The sequence below is a fragment of the Bacillus sp. 11B20 genome, from assembly GCF_056098985.1.
Window position 1 is genome coordinate 150,642 of sequence record NZ_JBLZWZ010000008.1, and the last position, 26,575, is coordinate 177,216.

The following is a 26,575-nucleotide window of genomic DNA, read 5'->3' on the forward strand; positions in this document are numbered from 1 at the left end:
CCCTGCTTTTTATTTATGCAAAAAATAGTGCTCTAATGAGAAAAGAAAACGAAGCTGTCTTTTTTTATGAAAATACCAGTCCGTCAGCTCAATCTGCTTTGGCAGCGGCTCTGCCTCAAATAAAGATGGACTCAATTTCTTTTGAAACCAATCTTCCCTTTGATCGTCTAATGAATGTGTCATCACCGGATAAACCGTCCGAAGAAAAGGTGTTGACCTTCTAGCGATCCCTAAAAACGGCTCAAAATCAAACCGAGACCCAGTATGCGGAACGGTATGCAAAAAATGATAAAAATCCGAAAACAAATCGGCTCGAAATAATAGTTTCGCTAGTTTTTTACCTAATGTAATGCGTTCCTTTACATTGGAAAACTTCCGTATGGTTAAGCCGTACAAATGCCCGTCCACCGTTGGAAAAACAACGGTTTGGAAATGTCCCCACTCGCTGAAAAGATATTGAATCGAGTGAAAAACATTCTTTTTCAGAAGAGGATTTTGTATAATAGGAGATTGTATAGTATATTGTTCATTTATGATGAGTGCATAAAGCAGACGCTCTGTGTCACGCTTTAGCCAAAAATGTTCCCACTCAGCGCTCATAAAACGAGACACGGAGAAATAAGGCAGCAGATGAAACAAAGGTTGACTGCATCTCTTAGACCATTCATACAAAAGAAGCTGAGGATAAGCATCCGAAAAGATCAGCCAATTCGCTCTTTCATATGCTGTGAAAAAAAGATGCCCCTGCTGATCCGTTAAACCTGGATGGAAGAGTTCGCCCTTTAAATCTGTCATGGACCACCCTGCATTTCTTGAGACAAAGGAAGCGAGCAGCGACCATTTCATCTCTGGATGCCGGTCATAAAACCGCTTGTAAGCATTTGTCCTCGTCAGGTTGTCTTTATTTTTTGCTTTCGTTTCACGCAAAATTTGCTGAGTGATGATGTGCTCTTCTTGGGACAACATGGTGATCTCTCCAATACAAAATGCATTAAAAGGAGGCTGAAACTTGATGATTCGGTATCCAAACGGAAAATCGTATCAGCCCATTCAACAAATTGGGACAAAAAAAAGAATCAGCGGCGAATCCTCTTATAGTAACCGCGGGATGACGCTTGAGGCTGATTTAAATGAAACGAACCAATATTATTTGGTCAACGGGATCGCAGTCATTCATAAAAAGCCTACCCCAGTTCAAATTGTGAATGTGGATTATCCAAAAAGAAGTGCTGCTGTCATTAAAGAAGCCTATTTTAAACAATCCTCCACAACAGACTATAACGGGGTGTACAAAGGCCGCTATATCGATTTTGAAGCAAAGGAAACCAAAAGCACTACCTCGTTTCCGCTCAAAAATTTCCACGACCATCAAATTGAGCATATGAAACAGGTTGAAAAGCAAGGCGGCATTTGTTTCGTTATTATATCCGCTTTTGGCTCCGTTTATTATTTGCCCGCTTCAGATCTCTTTTTCTTCTGGGAGCGGCAGAAGCAAAACGGCCGTAAATCCATTAGCAAAGACGAATTAATGGAAGCTGGCCACATAATGACACTTGGATATTCGCCAAGAATTGATTATATTAAAGTAGTGGAGACACTTCATTTTTCGGATGAAAGCAAGCAGCAATTACGTTCGAAAAAGGTTTAACACGAAAGGTTGAGATGTGATGTCTGATCAATTTACAAGTCGTGAGCAGCGACGTAAAGCAAGTCAAGAAAACAATAAGAAGCAAAAGAACAAAAAAGGCAAAAAGAAAGCAGGTCTATTTAAAAAAATATTTTTATCTTTACTCGTGATCGGTCTACTTTGTTTAGTTGCCGGAATCACAACTTTTGCCGTTTTTGCATCAAGCGCTCCTTCTATTGATGATAGTAAGCTTAAAACACCATACTCTTCAAAACTTTATGATAAAGACAAGAAAGTGTTTGCAGAAGTTGGTGCAGAAAAAAGAACGTATGTCTCGATAAAAGATATACCCGATGTGGTAAAAGACGCATTTATTGCGACTGAAGATGCACGTTTTTATAAGCACCACGGGATTGACCCAATCCGTATTGGCGGTGCCCTTGTCGCAAACGTTGAGGACGGCTTTGGCGCTGAAGGCGGAAGTACAATTACACAGCAGGTTGTGAAAAACTCCCTCCTGAGCAATCAAAAGACGTTAAAACGGAAAGTACAGGAAGTATGGCTCTCGATTCAGCTTGAGCAAAAATACTCTAAAGATGAAATTTTAGAAATGTATTTAAACCGTATTTTCTTCTCCCCTTATGCTTATGGTGTGGGGAAAGCAGCTGAACAATTTTTCGGAGTCACAGATTTAAATAAACTAACCGTTGCACAGGCTGCCACTCTTGCGGGTATGCCGCAGAGTCCTTCTGCCTATAACCCAGTGAAACACCCAGAGGCAGCGGAAAAACGCCGTAATATCGTTTTAAGCCTTATGAAAAAACAAGGCTATATTTCTGAAAAAGATTATGATGTTGCAAAAGCAACCCCTGTCAACAAGACAGTTGTTTCAGCTAGTAAATATAAGAGCCAAAACTCTAGTAAGTACTCTGCCTACATTGAAGAAGTGATGGAAGAAGTACAGAAAAAAGCCAAAGTGGATGCATCAACTGATGGATTAAAAATCTATACATCACTTGATCGAAAAGCACAGGATCACCTAGATGATATCATCAATGGAGATTCAGTTGGATTTACGAAAGGTATGCAGGCGGGTGTCACCCTGCTTGATACGAAAAATGGTGAAATACGCGCCATTGGCGGTGGACGTGATGTACCAGCCGGCGGCTTTAACTATGCGACAGATGCAAAACGCCAGCCAGGGTCCACAATTAAACCGATCTTAGATTACGGCCCAGTCATTGAAAACAAAAAATGGTCAACATATCAGCAAATCGATGATGCACCATATACGTACTCAGATGGGACACCAATTAACAACTTTGATAGAAGACATTTAGGGAAAATGTCGATGAGAAGTGCTTTGGCACAATCACGTAACATCCCTGCACTCAAAGCATTCCAAGAAGCTGGTTCAGCGAATGCCGCGCAATTTGCGAATAATTTAGGCATGGACTTACCTTCTGATATTCCAGAATCTTATTCAATTGGTGGATTTGAAGATGGTGTGTCTTCATTAAAAATGGCTGGAGCATTTAGTGCATTCGGTAATAACGGATACTATAACGAACCGCACGCTGTCACATCTGTTGAATTTAATGACGGGACAAAGCTTGACCTTACGCCGGACTCGAAAGCAGCGATGAGTGATTACACAGCATTTATGATCACAGACATGCTGAAAACTGCTGTTCAATCTGGAACTGGTACACTTGCACAAGTACCGAACGTTCAAGTAGCTGGTAAAACCGGTACAACGAACTTCAGACAAGATGATATTAATAAATACAATATCCCTTCCGGCGGTGCGAAAGATTCGTGGTTTGTCGGTTATACGCCGCAATATACAGCAGCCGTTTGGACTGGAATCGGTAATTCAAAAGATGCAGACGGTAAAATGTGGCTGACTGATTACGAGCAGCGTGTTGCCAAAATCGTCTTCCAGCGATTAATTTCTCAAATTGATGATGGAAGCGGCTCATTTGAAAAACCAGACAGTGTCGTCGAAGCTACGGTTGAAAAAGGTTCAGATCCAGCAAAATTAGCCGGACCGAATACACCAAGTGACAAAAAGACAACAGAATACTTTGTTAAAGGAACAGTTCCAACAAAAGTGTCTGACACATATGAGAAAAAAGAAGCCGATAAGCCTTCTGACTTAAAAGCGGTGTATGATGAAGAGAAAAAATCCATTACACTGACTTGGGGCTATTCTGACGACGCTGATGCTACATTTAATGTCAAGCAAGCGGTTGATAATGGCGGCTATAAAGAGATTCAAAACAGCTCTGCTAAAGAAGCGGTCATCTCTGATGTGAAGCCTGGCTCCACATATAAATTCCAAGTGACAGCCACTGTAGAGGATGTCACAAGTAAAGCGGCTTCTACCTTCCTCACCATTAAGGATGACGCTGATGAAGAAGAAAAAGCGGATGATGAGAATAAAGAAGAAGAAGAACCGCAGCAGCCTGACGACGAGCAGACAGACCAAACAGACGATAACAAAAATCAGCCCCCTGGCACTGATGAGCAAAAGCCTGATGACAAAAAAGATCAAGATAAGGATAAGGATAAAGACCAAGGCGGAAATACCGAAAACGGAAATAATGGTTCTTCAGATGATGGCTCAGACAGTACAAATGGGAACAGCAACTCACAAACTGATCATAAAGATAAAAAGAAAGATGATGCGAAAGCCAACTCTCAAAGTTCCAATTCGCCATCAAATTCTACTTCTCGTAAAGAAGATGAATAATGAAAAAGCACTTGCCATAGGAGGCAAGTGCTTTTTTTAACGCTGCTGTCTGATTTTCTTAAGTGCTTCATATTTTCCATACTGCTTTTTTAATTCCGTGTATAGCTCGTCCAATTGAATAAAGCAGTGATATTGAGTAGGTTTTAACAAAATGAACTCTAAACGTTCCGTCCAATTAATCGGAACAACAGGAAATGTCTCTTGCTTGATAAGTTCCCATTCAAAGGTTTGGACACTCTCCCCTTTGATCCAGTAAAACATCGCAATCATACTGACGATTCCTTGCAGCATATCATCTTCATCACAGCGAGATTTCCTTGTTTGGAAACGAGGAAGCATTTTTTCTTTTAATTCGTTCCACAGTTCGAACATGACAGGAACAAATTCTTCTGTTTCCTGCCATGGAAGCTCGTCTGTTAAAGGTTCCGAAGATAGATCATATGCGAGCGGGTTGGCTCTCAGTATATCTACTCGATCACCTTTAATCTCTACCTTTTTCTCTTTTAGCTTTTCGACATATGAGGTGAAAACAGCTGCCCCGCTCATGCGAGCTTCACCAGTCCTTTTTTCAGCCTCTTCTGCCCTTCCCTGCACATATCAAGAAGCGGACACGATTCGCACTGCGGCCGCTGCGCCTTACAATGATATCTCCCAAAAAAGATCAGGCGGTGATGCGTCACAGACCAATCTTCTTTTGGCACCTTTTTCATCAAGGTTTGCTCTACTTCAAGCACAGAATCCTTCCAGCGGCAGATGCCTAGACGCTTGCTGACTCGTTCTACATGTGTATCTACTGCTATTGCCGGTACTCCAAAAGCGACTGAAACGACGACATTTGCTGTTTTCCGGCCAACCCCAGGAAGCTTGACAAGCTCATCCCTGTCCTTTGGTACTTCACCGCCATATTCTTCAATCAGCATTTTGCTCAACTTTTGAATGTTTTTAGCCTTATTTCGATAAAGACCAATCGAGCGAATATCTTGCTGCAGTTCTTCAAGCGGTACACTTAAATAGTCTTCTGGTGTTTTATATTTTTGAAATAACGTTTTGGTGACTTTATTTACAAGCACGTCTGTACACTGAGCAGAGAGCGCAACAGCAATCACAAGCTCAAATGGATTGGCATGAACAAGCTCACACTCAGCCTCTGGAAACATATCTCCTATAATATCTAAACACTCATTGATTTGTTTTTTTGATAACATGCCTTCTCCTTTATTGGTTATTGTTCCAGCCAATTATAAAAAGGAACTTGTCGTTTATAAGTGGACGTCTCTTCTTTTGAAGGTGGCGTTTTCTGCTGAGAACGGAAATGCTGGCTATGCTCTTTTGCTTCTTCCGCTGTTTTCAGCCCTTTCTTTTTCCACTCAAATAAAATTCGATCAATATAACGGAAATTTAATTTCCCTGATAAAACGGCTTCTCTTAGCGCTAGCCGAATCATTTCAGCATCATGATGGTCTTGATCCATCCAGATCGAAAGTGTTTCTCCTTCAAGAGGAGACAGCGGTCTGCCGAATTCATCTTCAAATAAAGCATATAAAGATTTTTCTGCCTGCACATGTTGTTTTTGAGCTTCTTTCGCCTGTTTTGTTTCTAAAAAGTCATACAGCACGCCCCATAAAGGTTCTACTGAGTAACGGTCATGCTGAATACCAGACCTGTCTTCAAATGGCTGAATTGAGATAAATCCTTTTTGAATCAGATGCTGCACCATATACGCGCACTCTTCCGCTGATATGGTCATTCCATGAGAAAGCTCTTCAAATGTTTGAAAGAAAACACCTTGTTCTTCATTCATTTTAATCTTGAGCATGACCATCATCTGTGATTCATTCAGTCCTAACTGCTCATAATGAGCAATCAGCAAATTAGGCAAACTTGTCGCCCCCATTTGCTGCATATTTATAAATTGCTGCCTATTCATCGGATACACCTCTTCATTTTAAGTATATCACGTTTTATTTCACGTGCCTCCCTAAAAAGACGTTTGAAAAAGCCTCCATTTGTTGGAGGCTTTCACGTCTTAAGGGTATAAACGGTTTAATAATCTTGGGAAAGGAATGGTTTCACGCACATGCGGCGCTCCACTAATCCAAGCAACTGTACGTTCAAGTCCAAGACCAAAACCTGAATGCGGTACAGAACCGTATTGTCTTAATTCTGTATACCATTTGTAAGTTTCCTGATCAAGCCCATGTTCTTTCAATCTTGCTTCAAGAAGCTCTAAATCATGAACACGCTCAGAACCGCCAATAATCTCTCCGTAGCCTTCTGGTGCAATCAAGTCTGCACAAAGGACAACATCTTCACGATCTGGTGCTGGCTGCATATAGAACGGTTTTAATGATGTTGGGTAATGAGTGATAAACACTGGTTTATCATAGCTTTCGGCAATCGCTGTTTCGTGAGGCGCTCCGAAATCATCTCCCCATTCGATATCATCATAGCCTTTTTCCTGCAAGAATTTAATCGCTTCATCGTAAGTGATGCGCGGGAATGGTGCTTTGATGTTTTCTAATTTCGCTGTATCACGACCTAGTGTATGCAGCTCCACTTTACAGTTTTCAAGTACACTTTGAACAACATGAGACACATAATTTTCTTGATACTCAAGGTTTTCATTGAATTCGACAAAAGCCATCTCAGGCTCGATCATCCAAAACTCAATTAAATGACGTTTTGTTTTAGATTTTTCTGCTCTAAATGTTGGGCCAAATGAGAATACTTTTCCGAGTGCCATTGCTGCAGCTTCCATGTAAAGCTGACCACTTTGAGAAAGGTACGCATCTTCATCAAAATATTTCGTAGCAAACAGTTCCGTTGTGCCCTCAGGTGCACTTCCAGTTAAAATTGGCGGATCTACTTTCACGAAACCTTCTTGATGGAAGTATTCATATGTAGCACGGATAATTTCGTTACGGATTTTCATAATGGCATGCTGTTTTTTAGAACGAAGCCATAAATGACGGTGATCCATTAAGAATTCTGTTCCATGCTCTTTCGGTGTAATTGGGTAATCTGTCGCTTCATGAATCACTTCAATGGATTTCACTTGTAATTCAAAACCTAGTGGTGAACGCTCATCTTTTGTCACTTGACCTGTCACATAGACAGATGTTTCTTGTGTGACTGATTTCGCAAGCTTAAAGACTTCCTCTTCCACTTCTGCTTTTACTACGACTCCTTGAATAAAGCCTGTCCCGTCACGCAACTGCAAAAATGCAATTTTTCCGCTTGAACGTTTATTGGCAATCCATGCGCCGATGGTTACTTCTTGATCGACGTGTTTGAACACTTGATTAATCGTTGTTTTCAACATAATTCCCTCCAAAGCCAGAAAGAAACTCACCTATTTGTCAGGTGTGAATCTTTTTTCATACATTTTATTATAACCGTTCTAAATCAGCATGGTCAACGCAAGACAGGAGAAACTACGGTGTTAAATTTTTTTCCACACGTCCTGTCGAAAAGTCGACATAGCTGAAGCTATATTGATTGTTCTCATTTAAGTACGTCACTTCCCAAAGGAGTACGTCACCTTCTCTCGCTAATTTGACTTCTTTTAGCTTAGAGACCGTGTTCTCCTTTTGAACGGCTTGTACTGCTTGATTCGAGGTAATGCCTTCTTTTGCTTTTTTTGCGATCACTTTTTCTTTTTTGCTGGCAGGAACCCAAACGTAGGTCGTTTCATTCTGTTTGTTTTTCCCTTCAACAATAAATTGCTTTTCTTTCCCGACAAAGGTTTCCACTTGCTCCACTTGTACGATGTTTGCTTGTTCTTTTGCTCGTTCGATCGCTGCTTCATGCCCTTGTTCTCTTTGTCCCATGGCAATTTGATAAATCCACGTAAAGCTGATGATGCCAATGAGCAGAACGAGAGCCACTACAGATGAAATAATCCAGACTATTTTTTTCATGTCAAGCTTCCCCTATGTGCGATATATCGTAAATACCGCTTGATTTTGGTCTTCTTGATCTAATGCTAATCCAAACATGAGATCTTCTCTTTTAAGCGTTCTGTTCAATACATCAACGATTTTGTACAGGTCTTCTGAATGCTTAATTTGAACAGTTGAAAGTACCTCTATTTTACTTTCCACTTCTAATTCCTCCTCGGTACGTAAATATTGTTAGTCATACTTTTCTGCACGGGAACCGATACTATTTTTACAACGGAACACAAAAAACCGTTACGATAAATTAACTCCAAACCCACACCAGCTAAAGGCCGCTTATGACAGCGGCTTTTCGTTGTTAAGGTTTTCTATATACGCCTCAAGTGACTCTTTTGACATCTCGTGAACTGGCGCATGAGGGAGTGATTCTAAAAATAGTTTTCCATATGAAGCGGTTTTCACTCGGCGGTCTAAAATCAGCAATGTGCCAATGTCTTTTTCAGAGCGCAGCAAGCGTCCAGCTCCTTGCTTAAAGGTTAACACAGCTTCTGGTAAAGCGACGGCTTTAAATGGATTCTTCCCTTGTTTTTTAGCTGCATCACATTTTGCTTCAATGAGCGGAGAATCAGGCGGCCGGAACGGAAGACGTGCCATGATGACTGTAGTCAGCTCTGAGCCTGGAAAATCAACACCTTCCCAAAAGCTACCCGTACCAAGTAAAATAGCTTGTTTTGCTAATTTGAACATTTTCGTTAATTTTACGGGGCTTCCGCCTGTCAGACCTTGAGCAAAAAGGGCGGACTGCATCCCTTCTGTTTTTAGCTCTTCATAGACTGCTTTTAACATCTCATGTGAATTAAACAAAACCAATATTTTTGCATGCTGCTGCTTTTCCATAATCTTAATATATTGCGCAGCTTGCTTTACATAATCTCGTTCATCACGATTTGTAATCGGCGGCATGTCTGCCGGAACAATGACCTTGAGCTGTTTTTCAAGTTCGAAAGGTGAATCAATTTGCACAAGATGAGGGTAAAAATCTTGCAGGCCAAACCGTTCCAAGCAATAATCAAAGCGGTGATTGATCGTAAGCGTCCCTGATGTAAGGACGACACTCTTTTTGTTCATAAAGAAACGATCAGCCAAAAGCTCCCCAGTATCTAACGGCTGTGCATGCATAAAGACAGCGTTTTTGGCGCCCTTTGCATCAATTTCAATCCAAACCGTTTCATCGTTTTTCGGTTCAAAGATAAACCGGTAAAGCGTACTGCAAAAAGTATGCATAAACGACATGACTTGGTCGTATTCCTCTGCTTCAAAGGCAAAGTGTTCTGTCAGCTGTTCACTTTTTTGAAGAAGCTCGTTTTTTTGCTGCTCATACAGCTTCTCACAAGCAATTAACAAGGAACAAAGTTTACTTGCCGTTTCTTTAATCCGTTTCCACTGAGCATGCTTTGAATGATGACGTACTCTATGAATGAGACGATTGATGTCGGCTTTTGGTTTTGTCCTTTTCACAAATGAATGAACGGTGCTAAAGAAAGCATCACTTTCCATTTGAAGCTGATTCAGATACTCATCCATTTCAATAAATGTGTCCGTCTGTAACCCTGCATGATGAAATCTCTTTTTCAGTTTCTTTAACAGTCCGCCTTGCAAGGAGCCAAGCTGCGTTAATTTCGCATGAAGCTGGATATAAGACGCACTATCCCCTAGTGTTTCATTGGCTGTTTTCTCAAATTGATGGGCTTCGTCTATCACATATACGTCAGCATGCTGAAAGATAGACGATGCCTCCGTTTGTGATAAAAGCAGACGATGATTCGTTAAAATTAAATCAGCTGTTTTTGCCCTTTTTTTGGCGCGCTCATAAAAGCAATACTCTTTAAAACGGCGCTTTTTTGATGTAAACGGCATATGTACACAGGAAATGCGGTCTTTTATATTGGCGGCTCCTGACGGTAAATTCAGTTCAGATAAATCACCTGTTTCCGTTACAAGGAGCCACATTAAAATTTGCGCCTTCGTTAAGACCACATCATAGTTATCATCTTCCTCATGAAGCACATGCTCAAACTTATCTAAACAAATATAATGCGCGCGGCCTTTAAAGACACAGGCAGCAGGCTCAAACGGGAGCAGTTGATTCAACATCGGCACATCGCGCTGAAACATTTGCTGCTGCAACAGGATGGAATAAGTACTAATAATGACAGGTTTTCCTGATTTCCTCGCTTCTAGAGCGGCTGGGATGAGGTAAGCGAGCGTTTTCCCAATACCTGGTGCCGCTTCAATTAATGCATAGGCTCGTTCATGAAACACGTCTCTCACTTTATTCATCATCGTAAGCTGGCCTTCTCTTACCTCATAGCCTTCTACCGTTTGCGGAAGTTTCTTTTTGATCTCCTCAAACAGCTTTTCATCATCTTCACCTACTGAATGTGTCGCCCTACTGATAGGATTGGTGACATCTTTTACAGCAAAAGAGCCGACTTCCACCAAAGAATCTTCCAGGCTGGCTTGGCTCGTTTCAAGCTGCTTAATTAAGAGCCCTATATCACTTAGGAGATAAGAAGATAATCTGCGCAGCTGCTTCAGCACATTTTGCGGTGTATGTTTTAATTGATGTAATAAAGTTAAAAATAACATGGCAGTAACTTCCGCATCACTATCCGCCCTATGCGGGTGGTCATGTGGAAGCATGAGCTCTTCACTTAATTCAGTGAGCTTATAACCTTCAAGCTCAGGATAAAGAATTCTAGAAATCTCAACTGTATCAATTGCTAGCACATCCAGCTCATTTTTCCCGCATGCTTTTAGTTCATCATTTAAAAAATTCAAATCAAAATGAACATTGTGCGCAACAAAATAAGCACCCTGTATGAGGTCATACACCTCTTGGGCAATGTCCTCAAAAAACACCGCATCGTCAACCATGTGCTGCTGAATGCCTGTCAGCTGTTCAATAAATCCAGGGATTGCTTTTCCCGGGTTCACATATTTTGAATACCGTTCGACAATTTGTCCATTTTCAATGACCACCGCAGCTATTTGAATGATTTTATCACCTTTTTTAGGTGAATTCCCGGTGGTTTCAATATCAACGACAACAAACCTTTGATCGGTCATAAAATGGACACCTCAATTCCTCGTTTCACCCTGAAGTGAAACACGCTCTGGACAAAATAGATGAAACAGAACAGCTTCTCTTCCTGAAACTGTTCTGTTTCTACGGAACTTGCGTTATAAAATCGTTCTAGCAGGCTCTTGCCCAATCATTTGTTCAATTTGATTTTGTTTATTTAACACGACCACTTTTGGTGTATGTGTCTTTGCTTCTTCTTCTGACAGCATCCCATAAGCGATAATAATGACTTCATCCCCTGGCTGAACCAATCTCGCCGCCGCCCCATTTAGACAAATGACACCGCTCTTTCTTTCGCCAGGAATAATATATGTTTCAAGTCTCGCGCCATTATGATTATTAACAATTTGTACTTTCTCATTTGCCATCATACCTGCCGCATCAAGTAAATCTTCGTCAATTGTAATACTTCCTACATAATGTAAGTTTGCTTCTGTTACCGTCGCTTTATGAAGCTTAGATGTCATAAAGGTTCTATACATGTTTTTCACCGCTTTCAGGAACATGGAAAATCACATTATCAATCAGTCTTGCCCGTGAAAATTTCACCGCAATCGCCATAATGACTTGACCTGCTAACTGTTCAAGCGGCTCAAGTTCTGGATATGAGTAGATCTCAATATAATCAATTTCCCCGCTCGTCTGAACAAGTTCCTCTTCAATCAGCTGATACACACGGCTGACATCACGTTCACCTTTTTCAACAGCTGACCGTCCTTTTGTTAATGCGCGGTATAAAGCAGGTGCTTCTTGTCTTTCTTTTTCTGACAAGTACACATTCCTTGAGCTTTTCGCTAAACCGTCTTCTTCTCTGACTGTTGGTACAGATACAAGGTGAAGATCAAAGAAGAAATCCTTGATCATCGCATCGATCACAGCGACTTGCTGTGCATCCTTTAGACCAAAGTAGACATTTGTTGGTGACACAAGATGAAACAGCTTTGTAAGCACAGTGACAACACCGTCAAAATGTCCTGGCCGTTTTTTCCCGCATAAGACATCCGTCCGCTTTTGAACCGTCATCGTAATAGATGGTTCATTTTGGTACATTTCCTTCACATCAGGTGTAAATAAAATGTCCACTCCTGCTGATTCTGCAAGACGCTGGTCTCTTTCCATATCCCTTGGATAGGATTCAAAGTCTTCATTTGGTCCAAATTGCAAAGGATTGACAAAAATACTCATCACGACAATGTCATTTTGTCCTCTTGCCTCCTTCGCAAGCGTCAGATGTCCTTCATGAAGAAAGCCCATCGTTGGAACAAAACCGATGGAATGCTGCTTATCTTGATGCTGCTTGATTAATTCTTTTAGCTCGTGAATATGGGTGACAACGTTCATTTTTTGATTCCCCCATATAAGCCATCAAGGACTTCTTCTTTGATATGAAACGTGTGCATGTCCTCTGGAAATGTGCGTGCTTTTACTTCTTTTGTATATTGAATGAGCGCTTCTTCTAAAACAGTATCAATTTGCGCGTATTGTTTCACAAACTTAGGTGTTCTAGACACCCCGTATCCTACCACATCATGGTAAACAAGAACTTGTCCGTCTGCCTCAGCTCCTGCACCAATTCCGATCACAGGAATCTTCAGCATGTCGGTAATTCGTTTTGTCAGTTCGCCAGGTACGCATTCCAGCACAAGTGCGATTGCACCAGCTTCCTCACATTTCAAGCTGTCTTCAATCAATTTTTGAGCACTTTCGTGGTCTTTTCCTTGCACCTTATACCCGCCAAGTACACCAACAGATTGAGGTGTGAGGCCTAAATGACTGACGACAGGAATGCCGCCTCTTGTTAGAGCTTGAATGGATTCAAATACTCCATCTCCGCCTTCTAGCTTTAAGGCATCGGCACCGCTTTCTTGCATGATGCGTGCTGCATTTTTCATTGTTTCTTCTAACGAATAATGGTAAGACATAAATGGCATATCAGTCACAACAAATGTGTCTTTTGCGCCTCTTTTCACTGCTTTGGTGTGATGGATCATATCATCCATCGTGACTTGAACTGTGGAATCTAGTCCAAGTACAACCATCCCAAGTGAATCACCAACTAAGATCATGTCGACTTCCGCTTTTTCCGCTTGCTTTGCAGCTGGATAGTCGTATGCAGTCAGCATCACAATAGGTTCATTTTGTTCTTTCATTTTGAAAAAATCTAGCTTTGTCTTCATTTGTTCCTCCTCATTCTGGAGAGGAAATGGCTTGCCTCACATCACATGCTTTGATTTCTCATGTGCGGCGAATCATCCCTCTGTCCAAGTCCCTTAGGATCAAGGCAGAAATTTATCAAATTTTTCTTCCTAACAGGTACAGTTCTTTGCAGATACTGCCCACACGAAGTATATCAAAAATGTGCCGGGTGTTCCACTCAAGTTGACTTGATCTCAATGTCAGCGGAGTAGATTTTTTGGATACCGTCCTCCGTTTCAAGCAATAAAACACCTTCTTCATTGATTCCAAGCGCCTTCCCCGTATATTGCCCATTGACGGTGCGGGCAACAATATGTTGACCGATCGTCATCGCTAACGATTCCCATAGTTGTTTAATTGGTGCAAATCCTTGCTTCATATAATCATCATATCTTTTTTCAAAGGTGGACATGATCTGTTGTATGAGTGCAGCCCGATCCACTTTTTCATTCAGTTCCATTCGCAGACTTGTGGCGACATCCTTTAGTTCATCCGGGAAGTCATCAGCTGTTTGGTTCACATTAATGCCCGGTCCAATAATGACCGCATGAACCTGGTCAGCTTCTGCTTTTAATTCAGTCAGAATGCCAACGGCCTTTTTTCCATTCAACAAAATATCGTTTGGCCATTTAATAGATGGAGTGAGTCCTGTTTGCTGCGCAATCGCCTCTGCGATGGCTACTGATGCCAAAAGCGTCATTTGCGGCGCTTTATAGAGCGGGATCTCAGGCCGGAGAATGAGACTCATCCAAATGCCTGTCCCATTTGGTGAATGCCACGTTCTTTGAAGGCGTCCTTTTCCGTCTGTCTGGTGATCGCTGACAACGATTGTGCCGTGGGGCGCACCTTCATTTACAAGATCATGGGCAATCAGCTGAGTTGAAGCGACTTCTTTCTGAAAGTAAATATGCCTGCCGAAGCTCTCTGTTTCAAGACCAAACAGAATTTCGTCCTCACTAATTTTGTCCGGTTTACGAAGCAGACGGTATCCTTTTCTTCTGACCGCTTCTACCTCATATCCCTCTTTTCGCAAATCCTCCATATGCTTCCATACAGCCGTTCGGGAGCAGCCAAGCTCATCACAAATTTGCTGACTTGAGACAAAATCCTGGCTGGATGCTGTAAATAGTTCAATTAATCGTTTTCTAATTGCAGATCGCATGCTTTAAGCCACTCCTCTATGGCTTCTTTTCGGTTTTCTAAACGGTTTTGCAAAACAGCTTTTTTCACAAAATGAAGCTCTTCTGCAATCCATTTCCCAGACGTCTTTTGCCGAAAGGCCATTAAATCTTTTCCTGAAACAGCGAGGTCTTGGAGCTTTTTAATCGGCAGTGCATCATAAGAACGCTTCGCTGCCTCCAGCTCATCAAAGAAAATGCGGCGTTCATGTTTTAGCTGCGTGATCTTCAAACTAGATAAGAGCACGTGTTCACCAGCTTCAAACATGTTTTCCGCATCCCAGTCACAATCAACGTATTTACTAATAGCTATTGCGTCTTTCAAAAGCTTCGTTGACAGCTTCCATTCTTTTAAGAAGACCACAGCCTCCGCTTCATCTAGGCCAAGCAAATGGATACAAGCCCCCCATACCTCTTCTAGTCCATCCAGCAAGTAATATGGAAAGGATTGAAAGGATTCGTGAAGACGATCCTCTTTGAGACCTGGTAATTCTTCATATAACTTAGTTGAGATGAGCACTTGAATGGCCTGCTCACAATGACGGCCTTTTAAAAGCTTCTCCATTTCAATCTTTTTGCGCTCAACCGATATGTTGGCAAGCAGATGTTTATCTTTTTTCATTGCTTCAGCCGTCTCATCTGCCAGCTCAAAGCCAAGCTGGCTTAAAAAACGGACAGCTCTCATCATACGAAGCGCATCTTCTTGAAAGCGGCACGCAGGATCTCCGACGGTTTGAATTCGTTTCCGCTTAATATCCTGTTTACCACCTACATGATCAATGATTTCCCCGTTTATATCCATAGCCATCGCATTAATCGTTAAATCTCTTCTTAAAAGATCTTCCTTAAGCGACTTGATAAACGCCACTTCTTTCGGTCTGCGAAAATCTTCATATTCTGATTCCGTTCGAAATGTCGTGACCTCATAGCTGACACCCTCATGTAACACAATGACAGTGCCATGCTCCTTACCGACATCTACTGTTTTTTCAAATAAGGACTCAACCTTATCAGGTGTTGCATCTGTCGCAATATCGATATCGCCGATTTCTCGTCCTAATAGAACATCTCTCACCGCTCCGCCGACAAAGTAAGCCTGATGCCCATGTTCGTGCAGTGTATGTAATATAGGGATCGCATGTGTGAATGGTTCATTCATCTTCAACATCACCTTCGATCAATTCTAGGTAAAGCTTTTCATATTCACTCACAATCTTTTCAGAGGAGAAATGAGCCTGAACACTAGACTGAGCTGCCGCCGACACTTTTTCATGAAGCGCTTCGTCTTTTAGCAGAGACACTGCGTGCTTTGCTGCTCCGTCTATATCGCCGAGCGGGACAAGAAACCCTGTTTCTCCATGTGTAATGACCTCTGGAATACCTCCGACATCCGTTCCGATACAAGGGACACCGCACGCCATTGCTTCAAGAAGCACAAGCCCAAAGCTCTCCTTCTCTGAAAGAAGCAGCTTCAAATCACTTATTGAATAAAGCTCCTCAACCTTCTCTTGCTTGCCTAAAAACAACACGCGGTCTGTCAGTCCCAGTTTTTTCACAAGTTCGCATACGACCGATTTTTCAGGACCATCACCAATGAGCAGTAGCTTTGCCTGCACCTGTTCAGAAATCTTTTGAAACACATGAATCACATCATGCACCCGTTTCACTTTTCGAAAGTTTGATACATGGATGATAACTTTTTCGTTCGGTAAAAGACCATAATGTGTCTTTAGCAAATCGTGATCTTCACGCAAATACACCCGTTCATCAACAAAATTATGAATCGTATCAATCTTTTTATCTGGTTTGATGAGATCGTACGTCTGCGCAGCTAATGAATGCGACACCGCCGTCACACGATCCGATGATTCGATGGCGAACCGAATGACTTCCTTTAATGATGGATCATAGCCTAAAACCGTAATATCCGTTCCATGAAGCGTCGTAACGACTTTCACAGAGTGTCCAGTCATTTGTTTGGCTAGAAACGCACAGACAGCGTGCGGGACCGCATAATGCGCGTGAATAATATCAAGCTTTTCTCGTTTTGCGACTTCTGCCAATTTACTTGCCAGCGCAAGGTCATAAGGCGGATATTGAAAGACAGCATATTGATTCACATCCACCTCATGAAAATAAATATTCGGATACACTTTATTAAGCCTAAACGGAATGCTAGAGGTAATGAAATGAACATCGTGCCCTTTTTCAGCTAAACGTTTTCCAAGCTCCGTGGCTATAATGCCCGATCCGCCAACACTTGGATAACATGTAATTCCGACCTTCAGTTTTTTCATAATTACCCCCCAAGTAAGTCATCGTCCATCAAAAGTGGTTTCTTTGTGATAAACCCTTCTGCATAAGCTTTGTTGACTTCTCTTCCATACATAGACTCTCTCATTTTGACAAAATCAATATAACCGTTCACAAGAGGTGTTTCTACTGAATTTGCCGATTTAACAAATTGACTTTTATACGCATGCAAGCTATCAATTTTTTGGTGCATTTCCTCAGAAATATCGATCACAAAATCTGGACGATGGTGCCCATTAATCATGTAATAATACATTTGGCTTATTTTATGCGCTGGCTGCTTGTATGAATCTTCAAATTTATGTATACCTGCAGAAAAAGCGGCCTCTTCTACAAGTGAGCCCGCATGGCCATGATCTGGATGCCGATCTTGGTGGTGCGGAGCGAAAATCAGTTTCGGTTTGTATGTTCGAATCACGCCCGCAATTTCCTTCATCGCTTCGTCATTTAGATACAGCCCTCTATCTGGCAGTGTGAGCTGGATTCTCGCTCTGACACCTAAAATAGCGGCGGCGGCTTTTGCTTCTTCTTTGCGGCTCTCTACCGTTCCATTTGAAGATAATTCGGCTTGGGTCAAGTCGCAAATCCCGACGCGCGCCCCTTTTTTTACGTATTTTGCAATCGTTCCGCCCATTCCGATCTCTACATCATCGCTATGGGCACCGAATGCAAGGATATCAAGTCGTTTCATTTGTTCCTCCGTTTTTTGCTACATCTCGAAAATCAAACGTACCTTTATTTAAATTCCTGACTAAAATTTCAGCGGTTCCCATATTGGTTGCTAATGGAATGGTATACACATCGCAAAGCCGGATGAGTGCAGATACATCCGGTTCATGCGGCTGCGCAGTTAGTGGGTCTCTAAAAAAGAGCACAAGATCCATTGCATTATCAGCAATTAAAGCACCGATCTGCTGATCTCCCCCAAGTGGTCCTGACTGGAAACGATGAATGGGAAGCCCCGTCGCTTCTTTCACTCTCAAACCTGTTGTCCCTGTTGCGTAAAGTGTATGATCTGCCAAAATATCACGGTACGCGGTGGCAAACTGTATCATGTCACTTTTTTTCTTATCGTGAGCGATTAAAGCAATGTTCATCAGGAATCCACTCCTTATTAGTCGATGATATTTTCTAAACCATAGACGAGCTGATCAATGTGCATGACCTGTTCCACTGAAAGTTTCACGCCTGACATAAAGGATGCACGGTTATAAGAATCATGACGAATGGTGAGCGTCTGTCCGTCCATTCCAAACAGCACTTCTTGATGTGCAATCATACCAGGAAGTCTCACGCTGTGAAGACGGATACCATCATAATCTGCTCCTCGTGCCCCTTCGATCAATTCTTTCTCTTCTGGATGTCCCTGCTTTTTGCTTTCTCTTACTTCTGCAATCATTTCAGCCGTTTTTAAGCCCGTACCGCTTGGGGCATCTAGTTTTTTATCATGGTGAAGCTCAATGATTTCAACGTCAGGAAAATAATTCGCGGCCATTTTGGCAAATTTCATCATTAAGACTGCACCGACAGCAAAGTTTGGTGCAATAATACAGCCTATGCCCTTTTCTTCTGTTAATTGCTGAAGCTCTTTTAGGTCATCTTCTGAAAATCCAGTTGTGCCTACGACTGGACGCACGCCATGTTCAAGTGCTTTTTTTGTATGTACTTTCCCGATTTCTGGTGTCGTCAGATCAATTAATACATCTGGTGCTGTTTCTGAAAGACACACATCAATATCCGTATAAATTGGCGCATGAGAGGTCGTATGGATCACATCAGATAATTTTTTTCCTTCATGCACGTGATCAAGTGCGGCCACCAGCTGAAAATGGCCTGTTTCTTCCGCCAGCTTCACAGCTTCTATCCCCATTCTTCCTCTTGCTCCAGCGATTACTACTTTGATGGTTTCGTTCGTCATCGTCTCTACTTCCCTTCTTTTTTCGTCCAGCGGTCTTTATCTCTTGTGTTGAATTTATGCATCACACGGTCATGTGCTTCTTCTAGTGAAATATCAAGTGAATTAGCGAGGCATGTTAACACAAACAATACATCGCCTATTTCTTCTTCCATACTTTTTTCTGTTTCCGTTGTTTTTTTCGGCTTTTCTCCATAGTAATGGTTAACCTCTCTTGCCAGCTCTCCCAATTCTTCTGTCAGACGGGCCATCATGGCAAGCGGGCTGAAATAGCCTTCTTTAAATTGTCCTATGTAATCATCTACTTCTTGCTGCACGTGACGCAGCGTTTTTTCTTTCGTCATGAAGCTCATCCTCCTATCCATCTCTTACATGTTAGCGAAATCATAAATATTTGACAAATGTTTAAGACTCAGTTTGCTTGTTTCTCTCCCATACCATATAATATTATCGCTGTCTAAGCAAAAAAAGGAGTGATCTCTTGCTAAAAGAAATTCGTCTTAAAAATATCGTATTTATTTTAATAGGATCTGCGATTTTTTCTTTCGGTCTTGTTCATTTTAATATGCAGAACAATTTGGCGGAAGGCGGATTTACAGGTATTACACTGCTTTTATATTTTCTATTTCACATTGACCCATCTATTTCAAACCTTGTCTTAAACATTCCGATCTTTTTTATTGGCTGGAAAATGCTCGGCAGAACGATGTTTACTTATACAATTGTAGGCACAGTCAGTCTTTCTGTCTTTCTTGCCATCTTCCAGCGCTTTCAAATACATATGCCTCTCCAGCACGATTTAGCCTTAGCCGCCCTCTTTGCAGGTGTGTTTATCGGAACAGGCCTCGGGATCATCTTTAAATTCGGCGGTACAACAGGCGGTGTAGACATCATTGCAAGGCTGATCAACAAGCATTATCAGGTGGCCATGGGACGAACAATGTTCATCTTCGACGCATGCGTCATTACCATTTCTCTTACCTACTTAAACTATAAAGAAGCGATGTATACACTTGTCGCAGTATTTGTTGCTGCGAAGGTCATTGACTTCATGCAAGAAGGCGCTTACGCTGCCAAAGGCGCCATGATTATCTCTGAAAAAGATGACATCATTCAAAAGAAAATCACGGATGAAATGGAGCGCGGTGTCACCATCTTAAAAGGGGTCGGTTCCTATACGAAGCAGGAGCGCAACGTCCTTTATTGCGTCGTTCCGAAAAACGAGCTTGTCCACCTCAAAAGCGTCGTGACCTCAGTCGATCCTCATGCGTTCGTATCTGTCAGTGACGTGCATGATGTACTCGGCGAAGGTTTTACATTAGATGAACACAAAAAGCCGCTCAACCCGCATTAAAAAAGAAGCACCAGTTTTGGGCTTCTTTTTTTATGATTTAGGATAATCAGCCTGACGTTTTTGCTTCTTTTCTTTTTCAGCACGATATTTCCGAAATCCAACATACGTTAACGTTAGTAAAATGATACTCCCAGTTGTTAAGATGACCCATAAAAGGGATGGATCAGCTTCATCTTCATCGACGTGAGCAAACACACTCGATAAATCCTCTTCCAGCTTCGTGAGACGTTCAAGCTTTGTCCCACTTGATGCTTTTAAAAATTCACCTTGCTCAATCACTTCCATATGCTGCTTAATCGTCTGGAGCTTTTCAGGCGAAATATCAATGGTTAAACTCGGATAGATCATATCGTATAAAGAAACCAGCTCATTCCAAGTTTCATAAAATGTCGTTGATTCTGGATCTTTCACTTCTTTTTTCAAAGTAGGAAAAGACCCCATAATGGGCTTCTCGAGCGAACCCCAAAGAGGCTCAGAATCCGACTGGATCGCATCAAGCAGCATTCTAAATTGAGAAGCATAACGAAGCTTTTCGCGCTCATTCAATTCTTCCTGCGGCAGCCCTTTTATCATATCTTGATAGCCAAGTGTAATTTGCCGAATCTGCGTATTCGTCAAAGTTCCACGCCAATTCTCAGCTTTAAATGTCTTTTCAACATACAATGCGACTTGTAATGCCTCATCATATTTAGCTTGTCTCGTTAATTGAAAGATGGAATCTGATAGTTCCGTTAATTCTTGCAGCGTGTTAGCAGCTGTTTCCTCACCTTTGGCAACAGCCGGATGTAATACGAGAAAAAATAATAGAATCATCGCGATTGGCTTTCGTTTCATGCAAGTCCCTCCTAGCCCTTCTCCATACAGCGTATGAAGAAAAGGACAAGGTTAGACCAACATTGTTAAGGGAGTTCCAGCTTGACCGATTTTTTCGATAGAACGAGATAATACGAAACAAGAAGAACCGCGATACTTAACCAAAACGTCGCATAGCCGATCTCGTTTGAATAGGCAGACAGCATAGAATAACGCGGCATCATACCAAATACATAATCAATCACATCGTTATGTAAAATCCAAATTCCCGCTACCACGAGATGACGCATTTGAAAACGATAATACGGCGCAAACAATACGGCCTGAACCGCCATCGCAAAGTGAGACCCAATCAGCATGTAGCCTTCCCACGGAAAATCATCAACAGATAAAAGCACAAAGATATTCATTCCTACCGCCCATAGCCCATATTTAATCAAGGTCACAAGAGCAAGTGCTTCTAAATAAGGAGCATTTCGTTTCATCAAAAACGCAAGTAATACAAATAAAAAGAAAAAGCTGGCCGTTGGACTGTCTGGTACAAAAGCTAAAAAGACAGCCGGCGTCTCTACGAGCTGCGGAATATACCAATAGTATCCATAAACAGTGCCAAGGAAATTGATCATAAGCACCAGCACAAGCATGTAGCGCGTCGCTAGCAAATATTGAATCCATCTCATATGTCTCTTCACTCACGATCTGTTAAAATCAGAAAAAAGCTGACAGCGCCAGCTTTTTCTCTTTTGAGTATATCCTTGTACTTGCATTTAAACAACTGAATTATTTTGATTTGACCTCAGATAAATATTTAGAGAGCTTCTCGAGTTCTTCATCACTGCCTTTAAAGACACCCTTAGGCATGTTGCCTTTTCCTTCTACAGCGATTTTAGCGATCTCCTCAGGCGAAAGACCGTTGTCAACGAGTGACGGTCCGGCTGCTCCGCCCTGCATGTTATCCCCGTGACAGGAGATACATGTCTGCTCTTGATAAATTTTATACTCTTCAGCTGAAGTATCAATCTCTGCTTCTTTCTTAATCTCACCTTGTTTTGCCGCTGCTTCCCAATCATGGGTTGCAACAGACTCCCACGTTAAATATGTTGCTGCGCCGACTGCAAGGATCATCATCCCTACAGCAATTGGTCTTCTATACGGTCTGCGTTCTGGACCTGAATCAAGAAATGGTGCGAGCAAAAGTGCACCAAACGCGATTCCAGGCATAATCATCGCGCCGACGACAGTAAAGCTACCTGCAGCAAATTCATATTTTAATAACTGGTACAAAAATAGGAAATACCAGTCTGGCAGCGGAATATAGCCAGTATCTGTCGGATCAGCCATCCGCTCAAGCGGAGGCGCATGAACAACAGTTAGGACAAGAAACCCAATTAAAAAAACGGCACCTACAAGCCATTCCTTTAAAAGAAAGTTCGGCCAAAAGGCTTCTGTTTTTCCCGGATATTCGGAATAGTCTTTAGGTATGTTAGGTTTTCTTTCTGCCGGTATTCTGGAATCTCCGACAAACTTCATCCCTTTTCCCCTATGCAAAGTCATCCCCTCCTCATTGAACATTCATCAAACGCAACATTTTATAGCGGTCCAGAAATTCCTTGCTTACGAATCATAATAAAGTGGGCAGCCATCAGCCCAAATAATGCCGCTGGCAAGAAAAAGACGTGGATAGCGAAGAATCTCGTCAGCGTTTGTGCCCCTACAATGTCAGGATGACCTGCAAGCAGCGTTTTGATCTCTTTACCAATGAAAGGTGTTGCTTCTGCTATTTGAAGACCAACCTTCGTCGCAAACAGCGCCTTCATATCCCATGGTAAAAGATAACCTGTAAAACCAAGTCCAAGCATCACAAAGAAAATGAGCACACCAACAATCCAGTTCAGCTCTCTAGGCTTTTTATACGCCCCTTGGAAAAAGACCCTTAGCGTATGTAAAAACATCATCACAATGACTAAACTCGCACCCCAGTGGTGCATCCCTCTGACAATCTGGCCAAATGCCACTTCATTTTGCAAATAATAGACAGATTCCCAGGCATTTTTAATATCCGGCACGTAATACATCGTTAAAAACATGCCCGACAGGACTTGAATGACTGTCACAAAAAACGTTAAACCGCCAAAACAATACACAAAAGCGGAGAAATGATGTGCTGGATTGACGTGCTCTGGCACCTCGTGATCCGCAATATCTCTCCATATCGGTGTAATGTCTAGCCGCTCATCTACCCAATCGTAAATCTTGTTAAGCATCGTTACCCTTCCCCTTTCGGCACAGCTTTTCCAAGATAGAGGTATCCGTCCTTCACTTGCTGCTTATAATGGTCAAGCGGTGCAAGCGGTGGAGTTCCGGGTACGTTTGTACCATCCTTGTCGTACAGCCCATAATGGCACGGGCAGAAAAATTTGTTTGGATTTTTCGGATCACTGTTCCAGTTCACTGTACATCCTAAATGTTTACAGATTGGCGATAAAGCGACAATTTCATCCCCTTCTTTGTACACCCATGCTGACCTAGATTCCTTTGACTCATACCATGCATCTACTTGATCAATTTTAAAGTCAAAGCGCTTCGGTTCCTTTGTCAGTTCATCTACACTGACAACTTGAACCATATCCTGATCCTCTGTTCCTTTTAGCACAGGGTCAAGCGCAAAGCGAACCATAGGCATGAGCATTCCAGCGGCCATAAATCCCCCCACGCCGGTCAACGTGTAATTCAAAAATTGACGCCTGGACACTCCATGTCTCTTCTCGCTCATTTTTTTCTCCCCCCCTCAGGTCGTCAGCTACTTTATAACTGAATTAGAAAAAATTTCATAAAACTAGGACACCCTCATAATATATCAATCTATTCACAAGGTCAACATCCTAAAAAGCTATGTACAATGCAAATGTAAGGGTTTTTATGAAGGGTTCCATTTTTGTAACAAAAAGTTCAAAATTTGTTCTACACTGTCTTGAATGACTTTTTGCTTTAATTCAACCTTCAAATGCTCCAGCGGAACCGGCTTGAGCAAAAATAGCGATTCGCTGATCTCAGCATGCTCTTTCCACTGGTGATCAGATGTGATCAGCGCGACATGCTGAAAATGATCTTTGAGCGACTGCTTCATTGTGAGTATGTCTTCTTCTTTCCGGTCACTCACTTCCAAATATGTATGTGGTGGAAAAAGAAAAACCCGCCCTTTTAATTGTCTTTCAAGTTCCTCTGTTACAAGAATAGTAAACTCTCCTAAAGACACGGTTTGTTTCATTTGATCTGCATCAATTCCAACTAATGGAATGATAGCGGTATCAATGTAAGCTTTAGATTGCAAAAAGCGATCCGCGTCCTCTGCTTGAAACTTCATCAATTTCCCCTCTTTCATGACATAAGCCCTGCCTGTATAGGGCAAGGCTTATTCGTTCAGTTTATGACAATAGGCTTAATTCTTTTGCCAGCTTATTAAATGTTTCTTGATCATGACGGTCGAGTGCTTCATCTATCTCTTTCATGAGCCGTTCTTTTTGGAAAGTTGCGATTGAGTGCTCAAGCACTTTCTCAGCAAGATCCTTATCTTTTTCATTCTCATAAAGATCCTTTGGAATATGGGGATTTGTTTCAAGAACAGCTGCATATTCCGGCGAACGATAAGCAGAACGGAAATTCAATTGAATAAACAAGTCCTGCTGTTTATTCAAACGAATATCATGAAATGATTTTTCAGCATCTGTCGTCATGATGTTTTCTTTATAAAATCTAAAGGGAACTTCATCCACACAGTGTGTTGACATGATGATTCCCCTTGGGCAAAATTCTGCTTGCTCTACAAAATGAACCTTTTCCATCAAAGAGTCGTGACTCATTAAATAATTTAATATCCAAACACACTCTCTTCGCTTTAGCTGATAATGGTTTAAGAACCACCGGATAAATTCCTTCTTTTCATTGACAGAAACAGGGGTCTGCATGTTATTCCCTCCTCTATCGTAAATTAAATTGCTATACATGAATTATTCAACAAACCAGTTCTTCATTCCTGCAAACTATAAGGAAATTTCGTCTTCAATTCTTAAAATCGTTTCTTCAATTTCTTCATTTGTGCCATCTTTCTCTAGAACTTTGCGTAATAACGGCAGTGCTTCTTTTTGTCTGCCCTCTTCTAAAAGGAACGAAGCGTATTCATATAAAAAGTCACGTTCCTCATCAAAATCAGGCAGGGCAAGCTTGAAATACTCGGCAGCTTCTTTGTATTCTTCTCGCCCGACAGAAGCAGATGCAGCATACCAATTCCATTTTGGATCATCTTCCCCAAAGCTTTTAACCTCTTTAATAACATCTAGAATTTCATCAAACAGCTCTTCATTTAAATAGATCGCCAGCAATGTTTGAACTGCTTCAATATAACCCGGATCGAGAGCAAGTGCTTCTTGAAGCAGTTTTTTCGCATCTTCTGAATCCCCATTTTTCAAATCAATCTTGGCACCATATAAATATAATTCTTTGTTATACTCATCAACTTTAATACCCTCTTTTACTACCTCTAAAGCCTCGTGATATAGTCCTTCTTCCTCATAACTTTTCGCTAAAGGCATATAAAGTGACGAATAGGATGGATCAATATCTTTCAGTTCTGTAAGCTGCTGAATGGCTGTTTTTGTTCTGCCAGCCCTCATCGCTGTAAATCCGTAGCCAAAAAGAGTGTTCGGGTCTGCTTGATCTTTTACTGCCTTTTCGTACCATTCAAGTGCATCCTCAAATTCTCCAGCTGTACTGAGTGATTCAGCAAGCCGCTGATACACATTGACCCCGCCAACCTCATGCTGTTGATCTGCCACTTTGTAGAAAAAATCAGCCGCTTTCTTTGAAAGACCTTGAGAAAAATACAACTCACCTAATGCAAAATCGATGATAGCTTCATTCGGAAGTAGTTCTTTCGCTTTTAAAAGCTTTTGTTCACTGACTTCAAATAGTCCTTGCATTTGATACAAATCTGCCATTAACAATAAACTCTCTGGGTACGCATCATCATCTTCAGGAATCGTTTCTAATACTGCAATCGCCTTCTCTTCTTCATCAGAGTCAATCAGCAGCTCTGCATAAAAACACGTTAAACCTGTTTCCTCTGGATATAAATCATGTAAATCACTGATGAGATTCCGTGCTTTATCGATATCTCCCCAATCATAATATAATTGAGCCGCTTGCGCCTTTTCTTCATCATGCAAATGCTTCTCTGCTTGAGCAAGTGTTTGGAGTCCTTTTTCAGTCTCACCCGCCTCAACTAATTTTATGGCTTCTTGTAATGAACTATTCAAATCAAACCGTTCCTTTCTGTTTCCAAAAACCTAAACTATTGTTACTTCATATCATAATCGACAGGTGC

At 41.7% G+C, this 26,575-nt stretch carries 29 protein-coding genes; 3 read left to right on the top strand and 26 right to left on the bottom strand.

Annotated elements, in window-relative coordinates:
- Nucleotides 1-9: 9 nt before the first annotated feature.
- Nucleotides 10-966 (bottom strand): DUF2515 domain-containing protein, encoded by a 957-nt coding sequence (locus ACN6NB_RS09965; RefSeq protein ID WP_039179474.1) that lies wholly within the window; start codon nucleotides 964-966, stop codon nucleotides 10-12.
- A 46-nt stretch (nucleotides 967-1,012) separates the two neighbouring features.
- Between ACN6NB_RS09965 and recU the strand changes: the two genes are divergently transcribed.
- On the top strand, nucleotides 1,013-1,648 hold the full coding sequence (gene recU, locus ACN6NB_RS09970; RefSeq protein ID WP_058837936.1) for a Holliday junction resolvase RecU: 636 nt from the start codon (nucleotides 1,013-1,015) through the stop codon (nucleotides 1,646-1,648).
- 19 nt (nucleotides 1,649-1,667) lie between these two features.
- Nucleotides 1,668-4,382, top strand: coding sequence for a PBP1A family penicillin-binding protein (locus tag ACN6NB_RS09975; RefSeq protein WP_144490267.1), 2,715 nt, complete (start codon nucleotides 1,668-1,670; stop codon nucleotides 4,380-4,382).
- A 36-nt stretch (nucleotides 4,383-4,418) separates the two neighbouring features.
- Here the strand turns inward: ACN6NB_RS09975 and ACN6NB_RS09980 are convergent, their stop codons facing one another.
- The 17 genes from ACN6NB_RS09980 to ACN6NB_RS10060 form a co-directional block, all read right to left on the bottom strand.
- Nucleotides 4,419-4,928 (bottom strand): YpoC family protein, encoded by a 510-nt coding sequence (locus ACN6NB_RS09980; RefSeq protein ID WP_064497516.1) that lies wholly within the window; start codon nucleotides 4,926-4,928, stop codon nucleotides 4,419-4,421.
- Complete coding sequence (gene nth / locus ACN6NB_RS09985; RefSeq protein ID WP_024422776.1) at nucleotides 4,925-5,587, bottom strand: endonuclease III; 663 nt, start codon at nucleotides 5,585-5,587, stop codon at nucleotides 4,925-4,927. The genes ACN6NB_RS09980 and nth overlap by 4 nt, the downstream gene beginning before the upstream one ends.
- Before the next feature lie 17 nt (nucleotides 5,588-5,604).
- Complete coding sequence (locus ACN6NB_RS09990) at nucleotides 5,605-6,309, bottom strand: DnaD domain-containing protein (protein WP_064497517.1); 705 nt, start codon at nucleotides 6,307-6,309, stop codon at nucleotides 5,605-5,607.
- Nucleotides 6,310-6,408: 99 nt separating this feature from the next.
- Complete coding sequence (asnS, locus tag ACN6NB_RS09995) at nucleotides 6,409-7,701, bottom strand: asparagine--tRNA ligase (RefSeq protein WP_126681651.1); 1,293 nt, start codon at nucleotides 7,699-7,701, stop codon at nucleotides 6,409-6,411.
- Nucleotides 7,702-7,816: 115 nt separating this feature from the next.
- Nucleotides 7,817-8,302 (bottom strand): cell wall elongation/penicillin-binding protein regulator TseB, encoded by a 486-nt coding sequence (gene tseB, locus ACN6NB_RS10000; protein WP_039179489.1) that lies wholly within the window; start codon nucleotides 8,300-8,302, stop codon nucleotides 7,817-7,819.
- A 12-nt stretch (nucleotides 8,303-8,314) separates the two neighbouring features.
- Entirely contained in the window at nucleotides 8,315-8,485 is a 171-nt protein-coding gene (locus tag ACN6NB_RS10005; protein ID WP_064497519.1) for a YpmA family protein, read from the bottom strand.
- Between the two features lie 132 nt (nucleotides 8,486-8,617).
- A complete protein-coding gene (dinG, locus tag ACN6NB_RS10010; protein ID WP_064497520.1) occupies nucleotides 8,618-11,410 on the bottom strand; it encodes an ATP-dependent DNA helicase DinG in 2,793 nt (930 codons plus the stop codon).
- Nucleotides 11,411-11,524: 114 nt separating this feature from the next.
- The gene (panD, locus tag ACN6NB_RS10015; RefSeq protein ID WP_024422780.1) at nucleotides 11,525-11,908 is read right to left on the bottom strand and encodes an aspartate 1-decarboxylase; all 384 of its coding nucleotides are present in this window, start codon (nucleotides 11,906-11,908) and stop codon (nucleotides 11,525-11,527) included.
- Entirely contained in the window at nucleotides 11,901-12,767 is an 867-nt protein-coding gene (gene panC / locus ACN6NB_RS10020) for a pantoate--beta-alanine ligase (protein WP_064497521.1), read from the bottom strand. The genes panD and panC overlap by 8 nt, the downstream gene beginning before the upstream one ends.
- The gene (gene panB / locus ACN6NB_RS10025; protein WP_024422781.1) at nucleotides 12,764-13,603 is read right to left on the bottom strand and encodes a 3-methyl-2-oxobutanoate hydroxymethyltransferase; all 840 of its coding nucleotides are present in this window, start codon (nucleotides 13,601-13,603) and stop codon (nucleotides 12,764-12,766) included. Before panB ends, panC begins: the two co-directional genes overlap by 4 nt.
- A gap of 197 nt (nucleotides 13,604-13,800) precedes the next feature.
- Nucleotides 13,801-14,784 (bottom strand): biotin--[acetyl-CoA-carboxylase] ligase, encoded by a 984-nt coding sequence (locus ACN6NB_RS10030; RefSeq protein ID WP_474253341.1) that lies wholly within the window; start codon nucleotides 14,782-14,784, stop codon nucleotides 13,801-13,803.
- Nucleotides 14,757-15,959 (bottom strand): CCA tRNA nucleotidyltransferase, encoded by a 1,203-nt coding sequence (locus tag ACN6NB_RS10035; protein ID WP_106025041.1) that lies wholly within the window; start codon nucleotides 15,957-15,959, stop codon nucleotides 14,757-14,759. The genes ACN6NB_RS10030 and ACN6NB_RS10035 overlap by 28 nt, the downstream gene beginning before the upstream one ends.
- Nucleotides 15,952-17,097, bottom strand: a complete 1,146-nt coding sequence (gene bshA, locus ACN6NB_RS10040; protein WP_039179506.1) for an N-acetyl-alpha-D-glucosaminyl L-malate synthase BshA — start codon at nucleotides 17,095-17,097, stop codon at nucleotides 15,952-15,954. The genes ACN6NB_RS10035 and bshA overlap by 8 nt, the downstream gene beginning before the upstream one ends.
- A 2-nt stretch (nucleotides 17,098-17,099) precedes the next feature.
- Complete coding sequence (gene bshB1 / locus ACN6NB_RS10045; RefSeq protein WP_064497524.1) at nucleotides 17,100-17,804, bottom strand: bacillithiol biosynthesis deacetylase BshB1; 705 nt, start codon at nucleotides 17,802-17,804, stop codon at nucleotides 17,100-17,102.
- The gene (gene mgsA / locus ACN6NB_RS10050) at nucleotides 17,791-18,210 is read right to left on the bottom strand and encodes a methylglyoxal synthase (RefSeq protein WP_034280445.1); all 420 of its coding nucleotides are present in this window, start codon (nucleotides 18,208-18,210) and stop codon (nucleotides 17,791-17,793) included. The genes bshB1 and mgsA overlap by 14 nt, the downstream gene beginning before the upstream one ends.
- A 17-nt stretch (nucleotides 18,211-18,227) precedes the next feature.
- A complete protein-coding gene (gene dapB, locus ACN6NB_RS10055; RefSeq protein WP_039179514.1) occupies nucleotides 18,228-19,031 on the bottom strand; it encodes a 4-hydroxy-tetrahydrodipicolinate reductase in 804 nt (267 codons plus the stop codon).
- Nucleotides 19,032-19,036: 5 nt separating this feature from the next.
- Nucleotides 19,037-19,372: a nucleotide pyrophosphohydrolase gene (locus tag ACN6NB_RS10060; RefSeq protein ID WP_024422788.1), complete on the bottom strand. Its 336-nt coding sequence runs from the start codon at nucleotides 19,370-19,372 to the stop codon at nucleotides 19,037-19,039.
- A 137-nt stretch (nucleotides 19,373-19,509) separates the two neighbouring features.
- Here ACN6NB_RS10060 and ACN6NB_RS10065 point away from each other — a divergent pair, with 137 nt between their 5' ends.
- Nucleotides 19,510-20,382 carry a YitT family protein gene (locus tag ACN6NB_RS10065; RefSeq protein WP_024422789.1) on the top strand — a complete coding sequence of 291 codons (873 nt, stop codon included), beginning with the start codon at nucleotides 19,510-19,512 and terminating at the stop codon, nucleotides 20,380-20,382.
- A gap of 30 nt (nucleotides 20,383-20,412) precedes the next feature.
- On the opposite strand, the gene ypjB is transcribed toward ACN6NB_RS10065, so the two are convergent.
- The 8 genes from ypjB to ACN6NB_RS10105 form a co-directional block, all read right to left on the bottom strand.
- On the bottom strand, nucleotides 20,413-21,216 hold the full coding sequence (gene ypjB / locus ACN6NB_RS10070) for a sporulation protein YpjB (protein WP_034280441.1): 804 nt from the start codon (nucleotides 21,214-21,216) through the stop codon (nucleotides 20,413-20,415).
- 65 nt (nucleotides 21,217-21,281) lie between these two features.
- Nucleotides 21,282-21,875 carry a lipoprotein heptaprenylglyceryl N-acetyltransferase LhaT gene (lhaT, locus tag ACN6NB_RS10075; protein ID WP_474253342.1) on the bottom strand — a complete coding sequence of 198 codons (594 nt, stop codon included), beginning with the start codon at nucleotides 21,873-21,875 and terminating at the stop codon, nucleotides 21,282-21,284.
- A gap of 100 nt (nucleotides 21,876-21,975) precedes the next feature.
- On the bottom strand, nucleotides 21,976-22,743 hold the full coding sequence (locus tag ACN6NB_RS10080; RefSeq protein ID WP_039179522.1) for a menaquinol-cytochrome c reductase cytochrome b/c subunit: 768 nt from the start codon (nucleotides 22,741-22,743) through the stop codon (nucleotides 21,976-21,978).
- A 41-nt stretch (nucleotides 22,744-22,784) separates the two neighbouring features.
- Nucleotides 22,785-23,459, bottom strand: coding sequence for a menaquinol-cytochrome c reductase cytochrome b subunit (gene qcrB, locus ACN6NB_RS10085; RefSeq protein WP_003215804.1), 675 nt, complete (start codon nucleotides 23,457-23,459; stop codon nucleotides 22,785-22,787).
- Between the two features lie 2 nt (nucleotides 23,460-23,461).
- Nucleotides 23,462-23,968, bottom strand: coding sequence for a ubiquinol-cytochrome c reductase iron-sulfur subunit (locus ACN6NB_RS10090; protein ID WP_007500911.1), 507 nt, complete (start codon nucleotides 23,966-23,968; stop codon nucleotides 23,462-23,464).
- A 144-nt stretch (nucleotides 23,969-24,112) separates the two neighbouring features.
- A complete protein-coding gene (locus tag ACN6NB_RS10095; protein WP_144494365.1) occupies nucleotides 24,113-24,559 on the bottom strand; it encodes a YpiF family protein in 447 nt (148 codons plus the stop codon).
- Between the two features lie 61 nt (nucleotides 24,560-24,620).
- On the bottom strand, nucleotides 24,621-25,160 hold the full coding sequence (locus ACN6NB_RS10100) for a ReoY family proteolytic degradation factor (protein WP_008344562.1): 540 nt from the start codon (nucleotides 25,158-25,160) through the stop codon (nucleotides 24,621-24,623).
- A 75-nt stretch (nucleotides 25,161-25,235) separates the two neighbouring features.
- Nucleotides 25,236-26,507 carry a tetratricopeptide repeat protein gene (locus ACN6NB_RS10105; protein WP_039179527.1) on the bottom strand — a complete coding sequence of 424 codons (1,272 nt, stop codon included), beginning with the start codon at nucleotides 26,505-26,507 and terminating at the stop codon, nucleotides 25,236-25,238.
- Nucleotides 26,508-26,575: the final 68 nt, after the last annotated feature.

What these genes read in the sequence shown, in the direction of transcription:
- ACN6NB_RS09965 (WP_039179474.1), bottom strand. Translation starts at nt 966, where the DNA reads ATGTTGTCCCAAGAAGAGCACATCATCACTCAGCAAATTTTGCGTGAA.
- recU (WP_058837936.1), top strand. Translation starts at nt 1,013, where the DNA reads ATGATTCGGTATCCAAACGGAAAATCGTATCAGCCCATTCAACAAATT.
- ACN6NB_RS09975 (WP_144490267.1), top strand. Translation starts at nt 1,668, where the DNA reads ATGTCTGATCAATTTACAAGTCGTGAGCAGCGACGTAAAGCAAGTCAA.
- ACN6NB_RS09980 (WP_064497516.1), bottom strand. Translation starts at nt 4,928, where the DNA reads ATGAGCGGGGCAGCTGTTTTCACCTCATATGTCGAAAAGCTAAAAGAG.
- nth (WP_024422776.1), bottom strand. Translation starts at nt 5,587, where the DNA reads ATGTTATCAAAAAAACAAATCAATGAGTGTTTAGATATTATAGGAGAT.
- ACN6NB_RS09990 (WP_064497517.1), bottom strand. Translation starts at nt 6,309, where the DNA reads ATGAATAGGCAGCAATTTATAAATATGCAGCAAATGGGGGCGACAAGT.
- tseB (WP_039179489.1), bottom strand. Translation starts at nt 8,302, where the DNA reads ATGAAAAAAATAGTCTGGATTATTTCATCTGTAGTGGCTCTCGTTCTG.
- dinG (WP_064497520.1), bottom strand. Translation starts at nt 11,410, where the DNA reads ATGACCGATCAAAGGTTTGTTGTCGTTGATATTGAAACCACCGGGAAT.
- panD (WP_024422780.1), bottom strand. Translation starts at nt 11,908, where the DNA reads ATGTATAGAACCTTTATGACATCTAAGCTTCATAAAGCGACGGTAACA.
- panC (WP_064497521.1), bottom strand. Translation starts at nt 12,767, where the DNA reads ATGAACGTTGTCACCCATATTCACGAGCTAAAAGAATTAATCAAGCAG.
- panB (WP_024422781.1), bottom strand. Translation starts at nt 13,603, where the DNA reads ATGAAGACAAAGCTAGATTTTTTCAAAATGAAAGAACAAAATGAACCT.
- ACN6NB_RS10030 (WP_474253341.1), bottom strand. Translation starts at nt 14,784, where the DNA reads ATGCGATCTGCAATTAGAAAACGATTAATTGAACTATTTACAGCATCC.
- ACN6NB_RS10035 (WP_106025041.1), bottom strand. Translation starts at nt 15,959, where the DNA reads ATGAATGAACCATTCACACATGCGATCCCTATATTACATACACTGCAC.
- bshA (WP_039179506.1), bottom strand. Translation starts at nt 17,097, where the DNA reads ATGAAAAAACTGAAGGTCGGAATTACATGTTATCCAAGTGTTGGCGGA.
- bshB1 (WP_064497524.1), bottom strand. Translation starts at nt 17,804, where the DNA reads ATGAAACGACTTGATATCCTTGCATTCGGTGCCCATAGCGATGATGTA.
- mgsA (WP_034280445.1), bottom strand. Translation starts at nt 18,210, where the DNA reads ATGAACATTGCTTTAATCGCTCACGATAAGAAAAAAAGTGACATGATA.
- dapB (WP_039179514.1), bottom strand. Translation starts at nt 19,031, where the DNA reads ATGACGAACGAAACCATCAAAGTAGTAATCGCTGGAGCAAGAGGAAGA.
- ACN6NB_RS10060 (WP_024422788.1), bottom strand. Translation starts at nt 19,372, where the DNA reads ATGACGAAAGAAAAAACGCTGCGTCACGTGCAGCAAGAAGTAGATGAT.
- ypjB (WP_034280441.1), bottom strand. Translation starts at nt 21,216, where the DNA reads ATGAAACGAAAGCCAATCGCGATGATTCTATTATTTTTTCTCGTATTA.
- lhaT (WP_474253342.1), bottom strand. Translation starts at nt 21,875, where the DNA reads ATGAGATGGATTCAATATTTGCTAGCGACGCGCTACATGCTTGTGCTG.
- qcrB (WP_003215804.1), bottom strand. Translation starts at nt 23,459, where the DNA reads ATGCTTAACAAGATTTACGATTGGGTAGATGAGCGGCTAGACATTACA.
- ACN6NB_RS10090 (WP_007500911.1), bottom strand. Translation starts at nt 23,968, where the DNA reads ATGAGCGAGAAGAGACATGGAGTGTCCAGGCGTCAATTTTTGAATTAC.
- ACN6NB_RS10095 (WP_144494365.1), bottom strand. Translation starts at nt 24,559, where the DNA reads ATGAAGTTTCAAGCAGAGGACGCGGATCGCTTTTTGCAATCTAAAGCT.
- ACN6NB_RS10100 (WP_008344562.1), bottom strand. Translation starts at nt 25,160, where the DNA reads ATGCAGACCCCTGTTTCTGTCAATGAAAAGAAGGAATTTATCCGGTGG.